This window comes from Sutterella wadsworthensis (genome assembly GCF_003315195.1).
GTDB classification, from domain to species: Bacteria; Pseudomonadota; Gammaproteobacteria; order Burkholderiales; family Burkholderiaceae_F; genus Sutterella; species Sutterella wadsworthensis.
The window spans coordinates 72,650-92,591 of the sequence record NZ_QNRV01000004.1; the positions used below are offsets into that span (position 1 = coordinate 72,650).

A 19,942-nucleotide genomic window follows, 5' to 3' on the forward strand; every position below is an offset into this window, starting at 1 on the left:
CATTCGGAACGGAGATATGTCAGCTCAGAAATGAGAAACACAAATCTCCGTTCGTCAGCGTTCTAAATATTGTTAGATTACCAACGGTGCATCATGCCAACGATAAATTCGTGGGCAGAAATTTCTTTTTTCTGCCAATCTGCGTCCTGCCAGAAATAGCCGCCGATACCGTAGAGAGAGGTGCGTTTGCTGAGGGAATATTGGTAACCCAAACCAAAATTCACGCGGTTCAGTTTGTTCTGGCTTTCCAAATTTTGATTTTTTGCAGCTGCATACCCGACGGAAGTCATAACCTTGCCGCCAACGGCTCTAAAATCCACGCCCGTTGAGAATGCCCACGCTTCGAACCCTTTCTGCGGTCCCTTTGAACCCAGAGCGAGCGGAGCGACTTCTTTAGTGGAGTACCCGCCGATCCAAGGCATGTTCTTCAGGTACTGCACCGTCCCAAAGAGTCTGAAGACATCGAAGTTATAGTGTCCGCCGACAAATACTTTGTAAGCATCATTGGCATAAGTAGCTTCAGGCTTGGGCGCACTGCTCGCGGCATCAAGACAATCCACTGTGGCTGCGAGGTAGTACTTTCCGCCCTCCATCGATGCGCCGACAGCCCACCAGCGATTCGTTTCAGACGACCCTTCTCGACCATTGTCGGGTGCCGACTTGAAGGAGTATTGAGCATGAAGCCGAACACCGCTAAATGACGGAGAAATATAGTGAATCATGTTGTCGTGACGCGCTGCAGCCAATGTCCCCGCAAATTTCCAGCCGCCCGTCATATTTCCCCAGCCAGCGCCGAAAGGATTGACCTTGCTGTTGAGAATGCCAGTTGTGCCTGAACCGGTAGAGAGTGCCGGCATACGGCCAAATTTAACGAGCCCCCAAGTCTTTGACTCAACCCCAATGCTCGATTCGCGTTCAAACAAGGGCTTTACGGAACCGCCGTAAAGTGTGCCGTCGTCTGCCAGGAAACCGGATTCAAGGTGAAAAAGCACTCGTACATCGGCGTTGATTTGTTCGGACCCCTTGATGCCCCACGTTGACACATTCCCTGAACCTTGCGTGAAGCTGCGTTTCGTTTGTGCTTCAGCAACGTACCCATCCTTATCCACATATTGAGGAGCATTAATGCTTTGCCCTGCAGGTCCGCCCATGCCGGCATTGAGATCTTCATGAAGGTAAGCAAGCCCCTGATCAAAAAAACCGAACATCTGAATATCGCTGGCAGAGGCCGAGAAAACGGTGCTGCAGAACGCAGCGATGAGCACGCGTTGGATACGATGATTTTTCATGATTTTGAAATCTGTTTGAGGTGAGAAAACTTAAAGGGATCGATGAAGGAGCGGGACAATGCCGGAAACAACCTGCGTTTTAAGACCGCGGTTTTGAGCTGCTTGAGTTCCTTCGTATGTCGTGAGCAGTGTTCCAGTGCCCGTCTGCAGAACACGATTTAAGAGAACAAATCGACCATTAACAATCGTGTAGACGGCCTGATGGCTAGTCGGGTCATAAATGGTCAGATCGGCATCCATGCCGGCAAGCAGCCTTCCTTTATTTTTGAGACCGAGCATTTGTGCAGGCAGCAAGGAAGTTTTGCGGGCGAATTCAATCGTTGTCAGTGCGCCTAATTCAACAAGAGACAGACCGTTTTGAAGGATGACATTGCGCGGAATGCCCCCGCCGTCAGTACTGATGGCATCCACGAGGAAAGTCCTGTCCGGACGTTTTTGTGAGGCGAAAAAGACGCGGGATTCAAGCGGGTTGACACCGTCAAACGACCCGTCGCAATGTTCACGATGAGCCCTCAGGTAAGCGACTGCATCGGTACCCGTAAGCAATGTGATTTCGCTCTGATTGGGAAAGAGCACTGCAAGCCGCCCAGCCCGAATCGCAGCTTCTATGCCGGATGCTGAAGATTCAAAACCAAAGCGAGTCAATGTTCCGGCAGTAATGGCTGAGCGCGGTTTGCCGGCAGCATCACAGTCAAGCGGTGCCCCATTTCTCGCTGAGAGGTAGCTCTCTGTCGTAAATTCGGGATGTTCGAGAATAACTTTCTCGGCAATGGAGCATTCCTCAAGCACTGGCCTGACGCGCCCCCGACAGTACGCGTTGACGTGCGGCAGATGCAGCGGATGACCCGCAGCGATTTCCGCCGCTTCCAGCAATCCCTCAATATCGGAACCTTTCTCTGTAGTACCCACATGCCAAGCCATATAGCAGTGGGAATCATCAGCCGTTTCCACCATGCGGTGCGAGGCCTCAGGCGTGAGCGGAAAATGTCCGCCCAGAAGCTTGACACCGAGCGCACCGCTGCGGCGTGAAAGATTGATGAAGTTCCTCAGTTGCTCTCGGTCAGGATTGTTTCCAGAGATATTTCGGCCAGGAAGAATCGCATTGAGGGCAGCAACGTTGATGCCTACATTTGCGCAGCTGAATTCATCGAGAAGTTTCTCAATGGGTCCAGACATATCGAGCGCAGTTGTGACGCCTGCTCGTGCGACCATGCCGTAGCTCAAGGGATTAATACCAAGATGCACATGCGTGTCGATGATGCCGGGCTGAAGAACCAGACCGCTGCAGTCGATGGTCGTGCAGGCTGAGCCAATGGCTTCAACGATGCAGCCGCCTTCGACGGCAACGTCCCCCGTCCTTAGAGAGTCAGCCTCCGGATCGGCGATTAGAGCATTGCGCAGAAGAATGTCATGCATGATGACGTCTCCTATCAAAAATGTTCTCAATCAGACCAGAATGAAGGCAGACGCAATGAGCGCTACAAGCATTCCTGGGATCAATCGCTTGGCGACAGCCAAAGGATCTGCACTGGCCATATCGGCCACGATGATGATGGCGCCGGCGAGCGGACTTGCTGTGCGGCCGAATTGACCCGCAAGGATCGCCAGCAGACCGAGGGAATGAGACTGCATGCCGAAGTGAGCCGCTTCGGGCGTGATCGACTGGTTAAAAGCCCAAATTGCCGCCTCACCAGACCCCGTACCGAGCGCCATCAAGAAAGGTCCAAAAGCAGCCCCCCAACGCGCGAATTCATTCGACCCCTTGAGAAACTCGATGAAGGCAGTTACGGCCCCCGTAGCCTGCAGCCCCGCAGCAAAAACGCCTGCAGCAACAATGAGGCCGATGACTTGAGCGTATCCCGTGCCGCATCCCTTGAAAAACGCCTTGGAGATTTCGCCTGGATTCATAAGCGTTACGGCGGAGATAAAAACGAGACCGATCAGCATGGCAGCAACCACATCGATACCCGCCTTTGGGAAACTAATAGAGGCGACCAAGAGGACGATCAGAGGGACCAGAGGAGCCACAGCCTTGAGCGGCTGGACTTTGAAGGCGGATTCTTGCTGACCGGCATCGGACTTAGCAGCCGCATCTTTTGCTTCAGCACCCGCAAGATGGTCCTTATTCTTCACGATCATAATGGCGGAGTTGACAATCACCGAAAGCAGAACGAGACCGACGATGTAGGGAGCAGCCCAGATAATGAAGGCCATAAGATCCATCTCGGCCATCTTGGCGACGTAGATGTCATGCGCACATCCGGGATTAAGCAGCAAACCAGCCATTGTGCCGCCCCCCACGGCCGCTGCCGCTGCCGCCGGTCGGATGCCGGCACGCAATAAAAGCGGAATAAAAGTCGCGCCAGCCGTTGCAGCTGTGCCCGCTGCCGACATGATCGCAATATTGATGAGGAACGTCAGAATCGTGGCCGCAGGAATCAGCAGTCCGCCAAGCTTTTTGAGCGGAGCGGCTACTGCAGCAACGAGGTGCTGATCACATTTAGAGGCCTGAACAGCAAACGCAAAGCCCATTGCCGAGCAAATAGCAGGGACGAGCGTGATGTTCGTCATTCCTTTGACGAAAGCTCCGAAAGCTTTCATGGGCGCTCCCGAAGCGCAGCAAAGAATAAAGCCTGCAACGATGAGAAGCATGCGTGTCTCGAGACGCTTAACAAGTCCGAAAACAATGAAAACAATGGACGCTATCGCTAGCCAGATTTGCCAAGTCATGATCGGGGTCCTTGGGTTTTAAAACACTGAAGAAGGTTGTTTATGAACTTCTGGGTGAGAGGCTGATCGGAGGAGATCTCATCCTGAAGGTGTAGTTTGAAGCGTTCACACCAACAAATAAAGGCAACAAACAACTACTATTCATTGCGTTTCAAGCAATAATTGACGATATAAACCCTCACAGCAAACTCGTTAATATTGAAATATCAATATTTTTATAGTTGTGCAGATAGCGCCCAATTATTGCGTATATCGCAACGATCAAGGGTTAAACCTAGTTCTTTTGACGGAGACAACTGATGGCCAGAACTGACGACTTAAATGTTTGGCGAATCTTCTGCGAAGTCGTTCAAGCTGGAGGCGTGAATGCTGCCTGCGATGTACTTGAATGCGAACCAAGTACCGTGAGCCGTGCGCTCAAGGCAATCGAGACAGAAATAGGGGCTCCCATTTTTCTGCGTGAAGGGAGACATTTAAAACTTACGGAATTGGGAGCTCGAGCGTACGATAAGGCTATAAAACTTCTGAATGTCCATGAATTGATGATCCAGGATCTAAAGGGAGATCAAAATGCCCTGTCCGGCACAATTCGTTTAGCTTCGCACTCAGGCATCAGCTCCATTGAAATCACGCCGCATCTCATTGAATTTCGAAAAACCTATCCGGATATCACACTTGAGCTGCATGATCTCACCAAGCAGATTCCCGAGATTTTTCATTTAGCGGATACCCCTCCGATACATCTGGCTGCGGGCTATGGGCCGAATCGCCCAATCGATGGACTCGTTGCTCGATATCTTGGTGAAATGCCTTTTCTCTGCTGTGCATCACCGCTCTATCTTGAGCGGTTTGGTGCACCGCACCATCCGAGCGAATGCGTGAACCACATCGGCATCCTCATCAATTCTCCAACTCGAGTAGCAACTCAAGAACTTATCCGTGATGGGATTGCTTATCCGCTTCGATGGAAGAGCTCAATGTCCTTCAAAAATTTAATGGCCGTACGAACGGCCGCTGTGCTTGGTGCGGGCATTGTTCCGGACCTCCCGCTCTTTCATGCTGTTGAGGCACTCCGATCTGGTCAGCTAAAAACGATCCTTGAGGGATGGCGCTGCCCACCTGCTTCCTGCTTTATTTATGCGACACAGGAAGCCTATGAAAAAAGACGGGTACGTATTCTTTTTGACTGGCTGGCGGAATGTGAACAAAAGACACTTGATAAATTACGCCAGGAATTTCCTCAGTTCTATGGTTAATTACACATTTTAGATTAGTGCCTATAACGAATACATCCGCAAAAAAAACGCCAGATGGAGCACTTTGCGTTAACTATTTAATTTTTTAGATCGAAATCTGTCACTTTCCGCGCCAAATTTTCTCACCTTCATTCGTACCGAACTGTGAACCTTGAAGTCAAACTGAGTTAATTACTGCATTTCGCAAAAAAGCTCCAGCCGTCTTCCGAGACTCCCGTCACGGACGGTCGGTTTTTCCACAGCGCGGCGAAGGACCGCTTCAGACCCAAAAACATCTACCGTTCGCTTAGTGCGGGTAACAGCCGTATAAAGGAGCTCTCGGGTTGCAAGTTCAGACGTGCGCTTCACCGGCAAAAGCACCGCTACGCGTTCGAATTCCGAGCCTTGGGATTGATGAATCGTCATCGCCCAGGCAACGTCAAACTGCGGCAGGAGCGCAACCGGGAGTTCCAGATTCGTATCGCCGAAATAGACCGTGAAACTCACTGCCGGTCCCTGACGATCCGGCCGATCTTGACGCTCAGGCGAATCCCCCGCATCCTCATCCCCGACAACAGCAGACGAATCTTCCAAGTCAGACGTCGGCGTATCGAGTTCGAGCAATTTAGGCAGCACGATGCCGACGTCGCCGTTATGAACGCCTAACCCCTCATCGTTGCGCCGCACAATAATCACCTCGCCCGGATAGTGTCCCCCGCCGAATGCCCCTTCAGAAAGCGGCCAGACACTTCGTATGCGCTGATCTGCATAATCATTCACGGCCTGCACGCTCATTGCACCATGCCGCTGCGCAGCAAGCGCACGAAAGCCCGAGAGACAAAGCCAAAGCTTTTGGCGCAGGCTTTCCCACTGCTCCTTCGTTGTGCCCGCCAGATACGCTGCTCGACATTCCGACAAAACGCTGGCATAGCCTTCGAGCTCACGGTTCAGCCAACTGCGCACCGGTGCAGTGAGCCCTGTGCGGCTGAAGATTTCGCGCTCACGCTTTTGTTCGTCAGTTGCTTTTGAAGTGAACACTCCCTTCTGTAATTCCATTAGTCCTGCAGTATGAAGTGAAGCACTCTGCAAAGATTTATCGGCATTAGCTTCTGCCGAGGCAAAAGCGGCCAGCACGTTTTGAAAAACCTCCGCTTCCGGCAGCCCTGCATTGACTCCCTGATGATTAATCGCCGCTGCCAGCTGGCCGATGGGAGTGTCTTTCCCAAAGCGCCAGCTCTTCGCCAGCTCTACGACTGCCCCCATGCGCGCAAGGGCTCCCTTGCCGTCAGAAATCTCCGCGAATACAGCCCCAGGCCCCACGGCAGCGAGTTGGTGCTTGTCGCCCAAAAGAATGACACGCGCTTCGGGTGAAACCGCCCGCATCAGGCGAACTGCCAGATGAATATCCACCATAGAAGCCTCATCCACCACCAGCACATCCGCGGGAATGGGATTCCCGATGCCCGGGGCAGAACCGGCGGCAGTGGGCGATGCCAGCCATTTGTGAATCGTCCGTGAGCGAATCTGCTTCTCAGCATCCAGCAGAAGTGCATCGTGCTGCAAAACTGCCTGCAGTGCGCTCAGCCCTTTGGCTGCATTGTTCGCGCTTGACTCGAGCGACTGCTGCATGCGGCCCGTCGCTTTGCCCGTCGGCGCCGCCAATGCAATGCGAAGCGTTGGATTTTTCCGAAGGAGACACTCCAAAATTTGCGCCACCGTTGTCGTCTTGCCCGTGCCGGGACCGCCCGAGACCACCATCAGTCTGCGTTTAAGCGCCGTTGAAACCGCAAGCCGCTGCTGTTCATCAGCGTGAGCTCGGCCTGTTACCTCCGCAATCAACGCGTCATCCGGCTGGCCGCTTTCAGAGACAGGAAACGCCTCATCAGCAGCGGCAAAACGCGCCAAGGTGCGCGCAAGAAGGAGTTCCTCCAACGCCAAGCGTGCGAAATAAATGCGTGTTTGCGCAAATGTCGGTGCCTCATCGACAATCAGCGGCGCAATGAGCTGGGTTGGCGCTGTCTCATCCGAAGTCTTCCCGAGTCTCGTCCCAGCTGCAGAAATGAAATCCTGAAAATTCTGAGCGAGTCCGACAGCCTGCAGATCTTTCAGCCCAGTCTTTAGGACTTCAAACGCCTGAGCGAGGTGCATCTCCGTCTCTTCTGGTCCTTCCGCCGCCTCTGCGGCATCAGGCATCAGCCCTTTGACCGCGTCGAGCGCACGCACGCAGACGCTTCCCTGCCGCTCAGCATTGGCAAAAGCAAGCGTCAGCCCCATCATGGCCTGACGGGCGGCTTCTGTCACTGTCACCGTCCCGATACGTTCCGCCGCCCGCAGAAGAACCGCTCCCAAACCCGCTATGCCGCCCTGCGGGAGCTCATACGTGCTGTCGGCATTAGGCATCATGCTTTTATCCATTTTTCGGGTCCTTAGGCTCTGCCCGCAAAAAGATCATCCATGCGCCGAATCACCTCTGGACGCACCGGATCGAAAACAATACCCTGAGGGTTGGCCGCTGTCGTCGTGTCGGCCCGTACGCCTCGAAGAAACACATAAATGGCGCCGCCAATCATTTCGTCGCGCCAATGTGCGCCGAGCCGCACTTGGAGGAAACGCCGCAAAGCCACCCAATAGATCAGATACTGCAGGCGGTAAAGATGCACATCCATCTCAGCTGACATGGCTTTTTCGGTGTAGCCGGAAGCTTCGGGCGAAATTTTGTTGCTCTTCCAGTCCAGCACGTAAAAGCGCCCGCCTGCACTAAAGGCCAAGTCAATAAACCCTGTCAGGAACCCCTTGAGATCTTCAGGCCGAAGCGTCCCGAAATCGTATTTGGGATCCATGGCCTTGAGTTCACTGACGAGCCGTTCGGCAGTCAGCGAGGCGGAAATCGGAATGAGAAATTCAAGTTCCGCCGACCTTGCCGATTTGGGCACGTCTTTGAGCGTCACGCCGGGCGCCACCTCCGCATTGAGAAGATCTCGGATCATTGCGGCCGCTCCCGCGGCTGCTGAGGCCGCCTCCTTTTCGGGAAGCGACAAATGCTTTTCGACCTCACGAGCCGTCAAGGCCAGGCGGGCAGCAGCGGCTTTCTCATCATCGCAAGCCATCATCGAAAAGTCGGCGCGCTCCATCATTTCATGCAGACAGGTACCGGCCTGCGCCCCCTTGGGAAAGGACAGAATGTCATCGACGAGCGGCGGTTTTTCGGCCTGTCCGTACCAGGTTGAAAACCCTGGCCCGTCGTCCTCAGCCATTCGGGTAATGCCCGTAAAGCTCGAGGTTCGCCATTCACTGCGCCGAGTCTGTGACCGAGCTGTCGTATAAGACTCTCCGACGGTCCCCTGCGCCAAAAGGGAGGATCGTGCGCCGGCAGCTGCTGCACCCAATTCGGTAAAACGAAAGAGCGGCGTGCCTGAGGGCGACTGGAGCGCCGCCAAGCGTTCGACCGCGAACAGGATGTCCGCTCGCGAGGGCGTCAGCTGCCCCGTCAAGGCTCGAAAGAGATGCGCCTGAACGGTACTGCCGTGCCATTGGTCCGGATTCACAGCACTTTTAATCCGCTGTTCGCCGATGATGCAGAGATGGCGCGCAGCTCGCGTCATGGCAACATACATCATTCGGACTTTTTCTTCATATTCAGCCTGATTCACCCGCTGATCGGGTTTTTCTGCCTCAAACCGCAGCTCAAGGCATCTTTGCGCGGACCGCTGCGGATCATCCGTTCGAGACGTGCAGCGCGCATGGGTGTCAATGCTGCCCGACTGCGTGTACGGCAGAAACACAATCGGATACTGCAGCCCTTTGCTCGAATGAATGGTTTCGACAAGCACAAGGTTGGCATCGCTTTCAAGCCGCTCGCGATTGAAGTCACTGACGGGACGCTTAGCCTCTGCCGCGAGCCATGCTGCGAGTCCGGCAGGCGTAGGAATGATTCGGGCCGCGCCGTGAAGCAGCTCCAGCAGATGGCGATAGTTTGTCAGTGTGCGCTCACCATTGGCTTGCGGCAGCAACCGCTCTGCAGTTCTGCAAAAAGTCATCAGCCGCTCGAGCGCTGCCGCGGGACCGACTGTCCCCCAATTGCGCGCACCGTACTCGAACTCGCCGCGCAGTGCAATGCGCCTTATTTCGTCGCGCTCTTGATCGTCGAGGCAGGCGAGGTCGTCGCCAATAAGCCGCGTCGTACGGGCTGCGCGCAGCAGCTTCAAATCGCCGGGCGCTGCAAAAGCGCTCAAAATCATGCCGATTTCACAAGCTTCGATGGTATTGCAGACATTCTGGTCACAGCGAATCCGCACTCGCACGCCGCGGTGTTTAAGCACTTCAGCGGCCGTCAGTCCCTCGTCATGCGTACGCACCAAGACTGCAATGTCGCCCGGGAGCACTCCGCGCAGCCGTTTGCCGTCCTTTTCCGCCACGGCTAAAGAGGCTTCTTCGTCAGCACAGGGCACCAGAAGCTCCCCGCGCCGGCCAGCCTCGATCATTGCCGTAATCCGATCGGCCAATACAATGCCCTGCTGCTGCCGACGTTCCTCGGCCGTTTGTGCTGGCGTCTCCTGCCAGCTGCTCACCCATTCAAACGGCACCGCATCCATGATGGTCCCGTCAGGGCGTTTTTGCATGAGCGGCAGATTTTTCGGCGACGACTCCACTTCAAGATAAGCGAGATCTTCGCGCAGGAAGGGATTCGGAGCGGTACGCCAAAACGCGTTGAAGGCTCTGACCAAATCAGGACTCGAGCGGTAGTTGGTTGTCAGTGCATAGACGCCTCGGAACCGACCGCTTCCGGCCGTCTGATAAAGCGCCTCCACATCGCGGCGTGCCCGCAGGTAGGTTTCCAAATCGGCACCGCGAAAGCGGTAGATGGCCTGTTTAGGATCCCCCACGAACCACACGGGGTGCGGTTCGCGCTTACGCAGAAAGAGGCGTCTGATGACCGCGTACTGAATAGGATCGGTATCCTGAAATTCGTCCACCAACACCACGCTGAAGGCGCTGCGGATACTCTCGGCCAAGCGTTCGGCCTGCGCCCGGGATTCCGCATCGGCAGGATCTCCCCGCAGGCGTTCGTAGAGCTCAATCAAAAGATCGTCGAAGGTCTTTACCCGTGCTTCGCGTTTTTTCTGTGCCAAACGCTTGGGCGCTTCCTTCACGAAATTTTGAAAAGCAGCGGCAAGCTCCGGCGACTCCGGCAGCGAAACAATCGTGCTCGGCACCAAATCGTCCGGCGCAGCCATCAGCTGCTTGAGTATTTCAATCCATTTTCCCGGGTCACTGATCGCTGCGCGATCTTCGCGTTCGCGGAGCTGCAGCAGTGAGGTACGGATGAATTCATTGACCACATCTTCCACGAGATCGTCAACGTTTTCAGCCAATTCAAAACCGATCGAACTGCCCGAGGTGAATGCTCGGTCTTCGAGCACCTTTTGACAGAAACCGTGAATAGTGAAGATGCCGGCATTGTCGAATTGAGCAAGCGACTCCCGCAGACGGCTCACAATGACCGCGGGATCGCGCCCCTGCTCTGCCCAGAGAGCGCGCTGCTCGAGCAATACGGCGTCAACCGCAGAGTCAGCAAACGTCCCGGTCATCAGACCGTGCATAGCCGAGAGATGCGACTGGATACGAGCTTTCAGTTCTGCTGTGGCCGCTCGAGTAAAGGTCATGATGAGCATTCTGCTCACCGAAACATCTTCTTCCGCAACAAAACGCAGCACGAGATGCTTGATCGAAAAAGTTTTCCCCGTGCCGGCAGAGGCTTCGAGCAAGGTCGGGCGCATCAGCGGCGCACGAAGCATGTCAAAGGACGAATCGTCCGACGAGTCTGCCGCAGGCGCCTCACCCGCGTCTGATGCGAAATCCATTTCATCGGCTTCTAAGTACGCTGCCGTCTGCTCATCGGCCGAGACGCTCTCAGCCTCCGCACAAAGCTGCGTCCAGTCCGTTTGTTCCGCCGTCATCTCTGCGCAGAGCGCTTCATCCTTTTTTGCCATAGTCGTTCTCACAGCGATCCCGCATTAGTCAGCATTCCTTGAACAACGCTCTCGAGCGCGGAAAGGTCTCCGACCTTATAAAGGCCTTCGAGCGCCTTCTCTAAGTGTTCGGCGTAAGCCTCAGCCTGCGCTTGGTCTAAGCCTCGCCAGACGATAGCGTTGGGAAGCGCCCTCTCAGCAGGCATCTGCTCCGCTTCAGCGCCTCTTGACTTCGGCTGATAGGGCGGCACGGCAAAGGGCAGCCTGCCGAGCTGGAATGCTTCATAGAGCTTGAGGAAATAGCTAAGGAAAGTCTGTGCCTCCTGGGGTGTCCACTGCGGTGCGCCAATCAGCGGAGAACCCTTTTTTTCAACATCGGTCACGATGATCTGACCCTCTGCCGCCGCTCCGGCTGCCCGCAAAAGCGCCCAGATGAAAAGCGACTGAATCGCCCCGGAGCCCGTGATTTTTCCCGGCACCACATTGATCCAATGCACCGCCCCTGAAGCATCGCGCCACAGGTTTGAGGCAGCGTGCGTCAGCGTCCAGGGAAAACCGGGCACCGCGGCCGCCGCTTCCTGAGGCGCAAGCGCCGTCATCTGCGACGTCAGTTTCCAGTAAAGCGATGCCGCCGTTCGCGCGCAAACCACATCGTCGCTGTATCGCCAGTCGCGCAGTCCCTGCGCCCCCATCCGCGGGTCAACCGCCCACCGGGCTCCAAGCGTTTCCACGGCTTGGTCGGCGCCTTCAGCCCCCGCAGAGAGCATGACATGGAGGAGTGTATGAATGCGCTGCCACTTGGGAAGATCTTTATCTCTTTGAAGAATGGGGGCCGGATCAATCTCTTCGCCCGTGGAGAGCCTGATGCCGTGACGCTTGAGAAAGGCTTCTGCGGGATTGCGCATCCAGCGATAGAGCTCTTTCACTGGAAGGCGCCCGCCTTCGGCACGGGCGGTCAGTGCATTTGCCCAGGGCGCCGCCGGTCCATTCCAATTAGCAGCGGCAGCTTTGTCGACGGCCTCGAGCATCTTTCGGTTCGTGCTCTGCCATTGTTTTTCCTCAGCAGAAAAACTCTTCGGCGAAAAGGCATTCAGCGGCAAGTGATGCGTGAGGATTGCTGAAGCACGAAGGCGGTCCGCCGGATCTTGAGCAAAAGTCAGCAGCCATTCGCGCAGCTCCTGCGCCACTACCGACGGCTCCTTCCATTGCGCCGGATTGGCGCCTTCGGTGTAGGAAATGAGGAATTTGCTGCGGGCGGCCAGCAGCAGATCAAGGAAGATGTTGCGGTTGTCGGTTCGGCTGTCGCGGTCGCTGCGCCGAGGAAAGCGCTTCATCAGATCAAACTCCTCGGCGTGAGAGGCCCCCGGGAAGCTTGAGTCTTCATTGAGCCCCCAGAGCACGATCACCTTGTAGGGCAGCCCGCGAAGCTGCCGCATACCGGAAAACACCACTGTATTGCCCGGACGCCCTGCGCCTGTCTCGCCGCGCTTGAGACGATCCTCCAGCGCCGCTATGAAAATTTCAAAGGAAACGTCGGGAATGCGTTCCGCCTCATCGCGCGCCTGCGCGATCTCATCGGCCAGATCTGCAGCCGCTCGTCGAATCGCCAGCCAGTCCCGCTGCGGCGTTTCCGCCGGAAAGCACTTCTGCAGCACTTCGCCGATCCAAAGCGTCCAAAAATGGGCGGATGTGCCGTCAGTGAGTTTTTCACCTTCCGCAGTCTTCAGCCGGAGCGTTTCAAGCACAGCGTAAAGGTTCGCGAGCTTGAGGAGCAGTCCGCTCTTTTCGCCCGTGGCATCCCAGCCGCCGAGCTCTGTACCGACAACGGGCAACACATCTCCATAGGGCGCAGCATCCTCGTCCTGAGGAAGCATCCAGCCGAAAGCGAGACGCTCCAGTGCACGTTCGAACGTCAGCTCATGGAGCGCCGCCGGCGCATAAACCTGCGTCTGACGGGGATCCGCGGCTTGCGCATCGCGCTGCGCATCCAAATGCGCCGGATTGAGTCCGACTTCGAACCCCGCAGCAGCAAGCCACCGATTGAGAATCGCCAAGTCATCACTTTCGAGATCGAATTTTTCGCTCACGATCGGCAGCGACAGCCACTCGACAAACCTCTCCCGTGTGAACCCCCCGATCAGCAGGTTCTTCAGTCCGATGAGCACTGCGAGCGACACGTCTGAGTCCGCCGAAACCGCACCGCAGACGCGGTAGGCAATCCGCCGCTCTGGTGCAAGACTGCCGAAAACTTGATCGATGAGCGGCGCGGCCGCCGAAATGTCCGGCGTCACCACCAGAACGTCAGAGGGCGTCAGCGTCGGATCTGCCTGAAACTGCGCCTGCAGCCAGTCGACGAGCCCTTCGAGCTCTCGGGCCGCCGACGGCGCGCCGACAAAGCGAAGTGAGTCATCGGCCTCGTCAAAGAGCTCTGGCGCACCAGCGTCAGCAGCCTGCTGTCTGGCGGTCAAGCTGAGCAGATCCGGGCTGAGATTTAGGATCGAATCCTGTACGCGGCGCAGAAGCGTCGACTCGTTGGCTTCAATGTAGATGCTCTGTGTATCCAGCGTCAGATCTGCTCGAAGATCCTTGGGATCACTCAGGTACTGCCTCAGGAAATCACGCTCATCGAGCAGCTTGCGGGAATGCGTTTCAACGGGCAGCTGCCGACGTTTGCGAGCGTCATCATCATCCTCGTCGAATTCTGTCAGATCGCCGCGCTCCTGCGTAAAACGCCAGAGACGGTCGATATTGGCCCGCGTGCTTCGTCCGTTGTCAGCGAGAATGGGGTGACCCACCTCTGCCTGGCCCGCTGTCTCATCCCGATGCTTCCAGTCATAGAGCCGGCGCGGCACCAAATCGAACCAGTATTCGCTCGAGGGATTAAGCAGATAAAGCCAGACTTCCCGTCCTGAATGCGCATAAGCCTTCAAAACCGGCAGCATCAGCGGCGGCACGACAAAAGGCACAAACACATGGAGCGCATTGGGAAGCGACACCTCCCGACCGTCTCCTAAGACGAGCGTACGGGCGTTGGCGGGGGCATCAGCAAGCGCCTGAAGCGACTCCGGAAGATGCTCAAGAAACCCGCGGCCGCGCCAACGTTTGGAGCGGGCAAGCCGCCTAAAAAGTTCGCGCTGCCAAACCGCGTCTTCATCCTCGGCCAGCGCCGCCGCTTCTCGCTTAGCCTGCGGCGTGGGATGGAGCCGATCCTGATGCAGCCCCAGCCATGCCAGAATCCAGTCGAGGCGATAGCTCGAATAGGCCACAAAAACGCCGGCAATGCGCTGAGCGAGCAGCAAAAGATCATGGTCGCTGCGGTTTTTAAGGCTGTCCTCCAAGCGGGTCGTCCGAGTGCGAACCGCTTCTCGCAGGCTTCCCGGTCCCGTAGCACGGAGTTCGCGCCAGATCATCCAGCGCGCCTCGTTGCCGATCACATTGGCCAGCGGCTCGCGAGAGAAGAACCCAAGCCACTCCGAAAGAAACATAAAACGCATGGACGCGCAGACGGATTCCTGTTTGGCAATGGCTCTCACCAGATCCGTCTCTACAGCCTTGCTCGGAATAATGACAGGAACACGGTCGAAGACGCCGGCGAAGCATTCGTCGGCTCTCAGCGATTCAGCCTCCGGACGCAGACGAAGCGCATCAATATTGTTGAGAAGCACTGCGCGCAGCACTTCATAGCTGTTGGAGTAGATGGTGTGGATCATGGACGGCAGGCTCCGACCGCATTCAACGTTCTTTTCGAAAAGATGAGCGCTGAAGCCATCCACTCCAAGATGCCTTCTGCAGACGGGAAAGTCTGCTGAAGGCGGACGGCTTCAGCGCTCCTTTGATCCACCAAGATTAACGCATCAGTGCGTCAATCATCGACCGATTGCAGCTACCCAGCTTTTGTCGGCTGAAATGTTCTTTCAAATTCGGCTGCGACGATCAATCAATTCATCAGATAGATGAAGAACAGGTACCCCGTCATTGTAAAAGCCAGCGCCACTTTGACAGCCGTGCCGACGATCATGCCGACCCAGGTGGCGACGCCTACGCGTCCGGCATGCATCAAGTCGCGTTTGGCCCAGAATTCACCGACAGCCGCGCCCACCAGAGGCATCACAAAGATGCCGAAAAGCCCCATGGGGATTCCGACCACGGTCCCAACGATGGAACCCACAATGCCGGCCTTTGAGGCGCCTGCCCGCTGCGCACCGGCCGTCTGCGAGACAGAATCGACCACTACGCCAATGACTGCAAGCACAATCAAGACGGCAATGGTCCAGAACCCCACTTTTTCATAGTGATCAGCCCAGCCAATCAGCCACCCGCCGGCGGCAATCATCGGCAGGCCCGGAATCGCCGGCACGATTGTACCGGCAAACCCAAGCACAATGAGCACAATGGCGCCGAACCAGCACGACAGCGCAAACCAATCCAAACTTGTCAGCCATTCCATGAGCGAGCATTCCCTTTTGAATGAATTCCATTTTGTCCGGCTAAAGGTTACTCTTCAATCCCGCCCCAATAGCCCGCATCCGCTGAAGGTTCAAAGCGCGTATTGCCGCCGAGGAACGTCATGCGAAGCGTCCCGATGGGGCCGTTTCTCTGCTTGGCCACAATGATTTCTGCCAAGTTTTTATCGACCGTTTCCTTGTTGTAGACAACATCTCGATAGATGAACATGATGACGTCCGCATCCTGTTCGATTGCGCCGGATTCACGGAGGTCCGACATCACCGGACGCTTATCGGTACGGCTGTCCACTGAACGATTGAGCTGCGAAAGCGCAATCACCGGAACGCCGAGTTCCTTGGCGAGCGACTTCAGCCCGCGGGAGATTTCCGAGAGCTCCTGCGCGCGGTTGTCTTGATTGCTGCGCCGCTGTCCGGACATAAGCTGGATATAGTCAATCACGACGAGACCGAGCGGTCCGGCCTGATTAACCAGCCGCCGAGTGCGGCTCGTGAGTTCCGAAATCGTGAGTCCCGGCGTGTCGTCAATATAAATGGGCTTTTCTTCAAGACGATGCAGTGCCGCCGTGAAGTTGTCCCAGTCCTCGTCGTCGAGCTGACCTTTTCTGAGCTTTTGCGCATCAATACGGCCGACCGATGAAATCATGCGCTGCGCGAGCTGATCCGCCCCCATTTCCATGGAGAAGACCGCCACGGGCAGCTCCTGATCAACGCCCACGTTTTCGGCGATGTTGAGTGCAAACGACGTTTTGCCCATCGACGGACGGCCGGCGATGATGATGAGATCACCGCGCTGCAAACCTGCCGTCACATGGTCGAGATTGGGGTAGCCCGAGGAAACACCCGTCACCTCGGAAGTCGACTTCGTGTTGTAGAGCTCAATGACGCGGGCGGAGACGTCTCGCACGAGCGTCACCAAAGGCTGAAAGCCGCGCTGCGTACGAGCATTGCGCTCATTGATGGCGAGCACTTCCTTTTCAGCTTCGTCCAGAATTTCACGTGTCTCGCGGCCCTCTGGCGCCAATGCATTGGTAACGATGCGGTCGCCTACGGTAATGAGCTGGCGCAGTACCGACTTGTCATGCACGATTTCCGCATATCGGCGGATGTTCGCGGCCGAGGGAGAGCTCCCCACCAATTCGGTGAGATAAGGCAGCCCGCCCGCATCGTTCTCTATCCCCTTTGACTTCAGACTTTCAAAAACCGTCAGATAGTCCGCAGGGTGTCCCTCCTGCAGCAACTGCACGATTTCTTCAAAAATGATGCGGTGGTCGCGCCGATAGAAATCCTCTGGGCGAATAATGTCGACCACGCTGTCGAGCGCCGAGTTGTCGATCATCAGGCCGGCGAGAATCGCCTGCTCGCTCAGTACGCTTGAGGGCGGACGACGTACTGCCTGAGCGGCTTCGTCGATATTTTCTTCGGCCATGACACAGACCTCAAAGAGGTATAAGGAACGTTGAGAAAGTTTTGATTATGACCGATCGGCGCAGTGTCGCCGTCCTTATCTGCCTCAAAGGCTTTGCGGCATCCCTGCGCTGCGGCAATAATCATGCAGAAAAAAGCCCCAAAGATCCTGAGCGGACTCCTCGGGGCTTTCATCGGTCTGCCGCCCTCAGAGCGGACGGCAGATGCGGTCGAACCGATTATTCCTCGGCGACGACCTTCACCGTCACATCGGCGGAGATGTCCGTCATCAGACCAATGGTGATGACGTATTCGCCGGTCGCCTTGATGGCGCCGAGCGGCGTGCGAACCTGCGACTTCTTGATCTGGAAGCCGAGCTTGTCCACCGCTTCAGCGATGTCAGCGTTGGTGACGGAGCCGAACAGACGGCCGTCGACGCCGCACTTGCTGGCGATCGTAACTTCAGCGCCGTTGAGCTTGCCGGCGAGTTCTTCGGCGGCAGCGACGCGAGCAGCCTGAGCCTTTTCGAGTTCAGCGCGGCGAGCTTCGAATTCGGCGATAGCCTGCTTCGTGGCGCGCTTGGCGTGACCCTGGGGGATCAGGAAGTTGCGGCCGTAGCCGTCCTTGACCTTGACGATGTCGCCCAGATCGCCGAGATGCGTGATCTTTTCAAGCAGAATGACTTGCATTTCTCTTTTCTCCCGTCGATTACTGGTTGTCCGTATAGGGCAGGAGGGCCAGGAAGCGGGCACGCTTGATGGCGGTGTCGAGCTGACGCTGATAGTGCGCCTTCGTACCGGTCAGGCGAGCCGGCATGATCTTGCCGTTTTCCTGGATGAAATCGCGCAGCGTGTCGACATCCTTGTAGTCGATCTGTTCAACGTGTTCAGCCGTGAAGCGGCAGAACTTGCGGCGCTTGAAAAGCGAATTTTGCTGGTTCGAACGGCGGGGCTTGCCCTTACCCTTAGCACCAAAAGCCATTTGGATGACTCCTCTATTTGAATTCTGTGATGTGTACCGTCAGACGGCGGGTTCTCATCGACTTGGGAGCCAGAAACCCCTTGAACTGGATTTCTGCGCCAATCTCCATTCCGTTCAGTCTTCTGGCAAGTGCCCCGTAGGACACCACGTTGAAGTCGAACTCAAGCTTGCGGACCTTGCCCGCTTCGACCACTTCAGAGCGATGATGCAGGACGGCTTCGAAAACTTCGATGCCCGCGGGAGTAAACCTCACCGCTTCCCGCTCTATCAATGTTCCGGAAAGATCGATTGAATTCACGGATGGGATGGAACTTCGTCTGACAGCTTGCAGGAATTAGGCCTCAGCGGCTTCTTCCTGAGCAGCGGCAGCCTCAGCGGCAACCTTGCGGGCCTCTTCCTTCTCAATGACCTTCATCATCGGGGAGGGAGCGGTTTCGGCATGCTTCGTCTTCACAGTGAGGTGGCGAAGAACGGCGTCGTTGAAACGGAAGCCGTTTTCGATCTCGAGGATCGTCTCATGGCCGCACTCGATGTTGAGGAGCACATAGTGCGCCTTCACGAGCTTTTCGATCGGATAGGCGAGCGGACGACGGCCCCAGTCTTCGATGCGGTGAATCTTGCCGCCCTGTTCGGCGACGAGGTTCTTGTAGCGCTCGATCATCGCGGGAACCTGTTCACTCTGGTCAGGATGCACGACGATGCAGATTTCGTAGTGACGCATTTAGCCTCCTTGCGGAAAAAGCCGCCCAGAGCGTCGTTCCAGTGCGGCAAGGACAGTAAAGGCCGCGATTGTACCGATCCAACCGCGGCCCTGCAAGTGTTTAAGCCAAATTTCTTTTCAATGCACCCAAGCGTTTCGTCTTAGAGACGCTCGTCGGGTGAACCCGGCTGCACGAGGCCCGCGGCAATGCGCTGACGCAGTGACTCAAAAAGACAGATGCCGGAGGCAACGGAGACATTGAGCGACTCGACCGAACCCACCATCGGGATGGCAGCAAGGACGTCGCAGCGGCGGCGAGTAAGCTGGCGAAGTCCCTCGCCTTCTGCTCCCAAAACCCATGCGAAGGCACGCGCCTGAGCCACGTCATAGATCGTTGTATCCGTTTCGCCCGCCGTGCCGGCAACAAAGACACCGTTGTCACGCAGTTCCATGATGGCCGAGGCAAGGTTGGTAACCGACACCACCGGCACGGTTTCCGCCGCGCCCGCGGCAGCCTTGGCGGCCGCAGGCGTCATACGGGCCGAACGGTCACGCGGCACGATCACGGCCTGCACGCCGGCAGCATCAGCCGCACGCAGACAGGCGCCGAAATTGCGCGGATCCGTGACGCCGTCCAGAATAAGCAGCAGCGTGCGGTCTGTGATCTGATCGAGCAGATCAGCAAAATCAAGCGTGTTCTCGCGTTCTGCGGCAATCGCCGCAATGCCCTGATGGGGAACATCGGGCGACAGACCGTCAAGACGCGCAGCATCAGCATTCATGACGCGTACACCGGCCGCAAAGAGCTTCTCGCGCATTTCACGCATGCGCTTGTCACGACGCTCCGGATCGACATAAACCTGCTGAATCGACTCCGGGTCAAGTTTCAGACGAGCAGCGACAGCATGAAAACCCGCCAGCACAACGGTGCCGGCCTCGGTGCGAATCCTCGCTGGACGGCTGCGCTCCGTGCGGTCGGATCGTTCGCGGCCGAAATCTTCGCCGCGGCCGCGGCTGCGGCGGACGCGCCCTGAACCTTCGTAGTGTTCGTCCTGAGAATTGTCGTCGTAGTGCTTCACGGAAAAGGCCTCGGTGAAAAGAAGCGCTCCCCAAAAGGGAACGATCAAAAGCATTTTGAAAGGCCGGCATTGTAAGCGCCGGGCATCCT

14 protein-coding genes are annotated in these 19,942 nt (G+C 56.5%); 1 reads left to right on the plus strand and 13 read right to left on the minus strand.

The window, feature by feature from the left end; all coding sequences use genetic code 11:
- Window positions 1–77 precede the first annotated feature (77 nt).
- From DES29_RS03270 to dcuC, 3 genes are read right to left on the minus strand one after another with little or no spacing between them, the layout of a single operon-like run.
- Window positions 78–1,289: a porin gene (locus DES29_RS03270; protein WP_016475002.1), complete on the minus strand. Its 1,212-nt coding sequence runs from the start codon at window positions 1,287–1,289 to the stop codon at window positions 78–80.
- Between the two features lie 30 nt (window positions 1,290–1,319).
- On the minus strand, window positions 1,320–2,705 hold the full coding sequence (locus DES29_RS03275) for an amidohydrolase family protein (RefSeq protein ID WP_005430495.1): 1,386 nt from the start codon (window positions 2,703–2,705) through the stop codon (window positions 1,320–1,322).
- A gap of 30 nt (window positions 2,706–2,735) precedes the next feature.
- A complete protein-coding gene (gene dcuC / locus DES29_RS03280) occupies window positions 2,736–4,019 on the minus strand; it encodes a C4-dicarboxylate transporter DcuC (RefSeq protein ID WP_113854435.1) in 1,284 nt (427 codons plus the stop codon).
- 299 nt (window positions 4,020–4,318) lie between these two features.
- Here dcuC and DES29_RS03285 point away from each other — a divergent pair, with 299 nt between their 5' ends.
- Entirely contained in the window at window positions 4,319–5,275 is a 957-nt protein-coding gene (locus DES29_RS03285; RefSeq protein WP_021995461.1) for a LysR family transcriptional regulator, read from the plus strand.
- Window positions 5,276–5,446: 171 nt separating this feature from the next.
- On the opposite strand, the gene DES29_RS03290 is transcribed toward DES29_RS03285, so the two are convergent.
- From DES29_RS03290 to rlmB, 10 genes are all read right to left on the minus strand, one after another.
- Window positions 5,447–7,669 (minus strand): AAA family ATPase, encoded by a 2,223-nt coding sequence (locus DES29_RS03290; RefSeq protein ID WP_021995460.1) that lies wholly within the window; start codon window positions 7,667–7,669, stop codon window positions 5,447–5,449.
- Window positions 7,670–7,680: 11 nt separating this feature from the next.
- On the minus strand, window positions 7,681–11,244 hold the full coding sequence (locus DES29_RS03295; RefSeq protein WP_021995459.1) for a UvrD-helicase domain-containing protein: 3,564 nt from the start codon (window positions 11,242–11,244) through the stop codon (window positions 7,681–7,683).
- An 8-nt stretch (window positions 11,245–11,252) separates the two neighbouring features.
- A complete protein-coding gene (locus DES29_RS03300) occupies window positions 11,253–14,933 on the minus strand; it encodes an exodeoxyribonuclease V subunit gamma (protein WP_113854480.1) in 3,681 nt (1,226 codons plus the stop codon).
- Window positions 14,934–15,160: 227 nt separating this feature from the next.
- On the minus strand, window positions 15,161–15,670 hold the full coding sequence (locus DES29_RS03305) for a DUF456 domain-containing protein (protein ID WP_021995457.1): 510 nt from the start codon (window positions 15,668–15,670) through the stop codon (window positions 15,161–15,163).
- 47 nt (window positions 15,671–15,717) lie between these two features.
- On the minus strand, window positions 15,718–17,115 hold the full coding sequence (dnaB, locus tag DES29_RS03310) for a replicative DNA helicase (protein ID WP_005430502.1): 1,398 nt from the start codon (window positions 17,113–17,115) through the stop codon (window positions 15,718–15,720).
- 217 nt (window positions 17,116–17,332) lie between these two features.
- The gene (gene rplI, locus DES29_RS03315) at window positions 17,333–17,782 is read right to left on the minus strand and encodes a 50S ribosomal protein L9 (protein WP_005430503.1); all 450 of its coding nucleotides are present in this window, start codon (window positions 17,780–17,782) and stop codon (window positions 17,333–17,335) included.
- 19 nt (window positions 17,783–17,801) lie between these two features.
- Complete coding sequence (gene rpsR, locus DES29_RS03320; RefSeq protein WP_016475010.1) at window positions 17,802–18,074, minus strand: 30S ribosomal protein S18; 273 nt, start codon at window positions 18,072–18,074, stop codon at window positions 17,802–17,804.
- Window positions 18,075–18,087: 13 nt separating this feature from the next.
- Window positions 18,088–18,372: a primosomal replication protein N gene (priB, locus tag DES29_RS03325; protein ID WP_113854436.1), complete on the minus strand. Its 285-nt coding sequence runs from the start codon at window positions 18,370–18,372 to the stop codon at window positions 18,088–18,090.
- A 36-nt stretch (window positions 18,373–18,408) separates the two neighbouring features.
- Window positions 18,409–18,795 (minus strand): 30S ribosomal protein S6, encoded by a 387-nt coding sequence (rpsF, locus tag DES29_RS03330; RefSeq protein ID WP_021995455.1) that lies wholly within the window; start codon window positions 18,793–18,795, stop codon window positions 18,409–18,411.
- A 140-nt stretch (window positions 18,796–18,935) separates the two neighbouring features.
- On the minus strand, window positions 18,936–19,721 hold the full coding sequence (gene rlmB, locus DES29_RS03335) for a 23S rRNA (guanosine(2251)-2'-O)-methyltransferase RlmB (protein WP_196793762.1): 786 nt from the start codon (window positions 19,719–19,721) through the stop codon (window positions 18,936–18,938).
- Window positions 19,722–19,942: the final 221 nt, after the last annotated feature.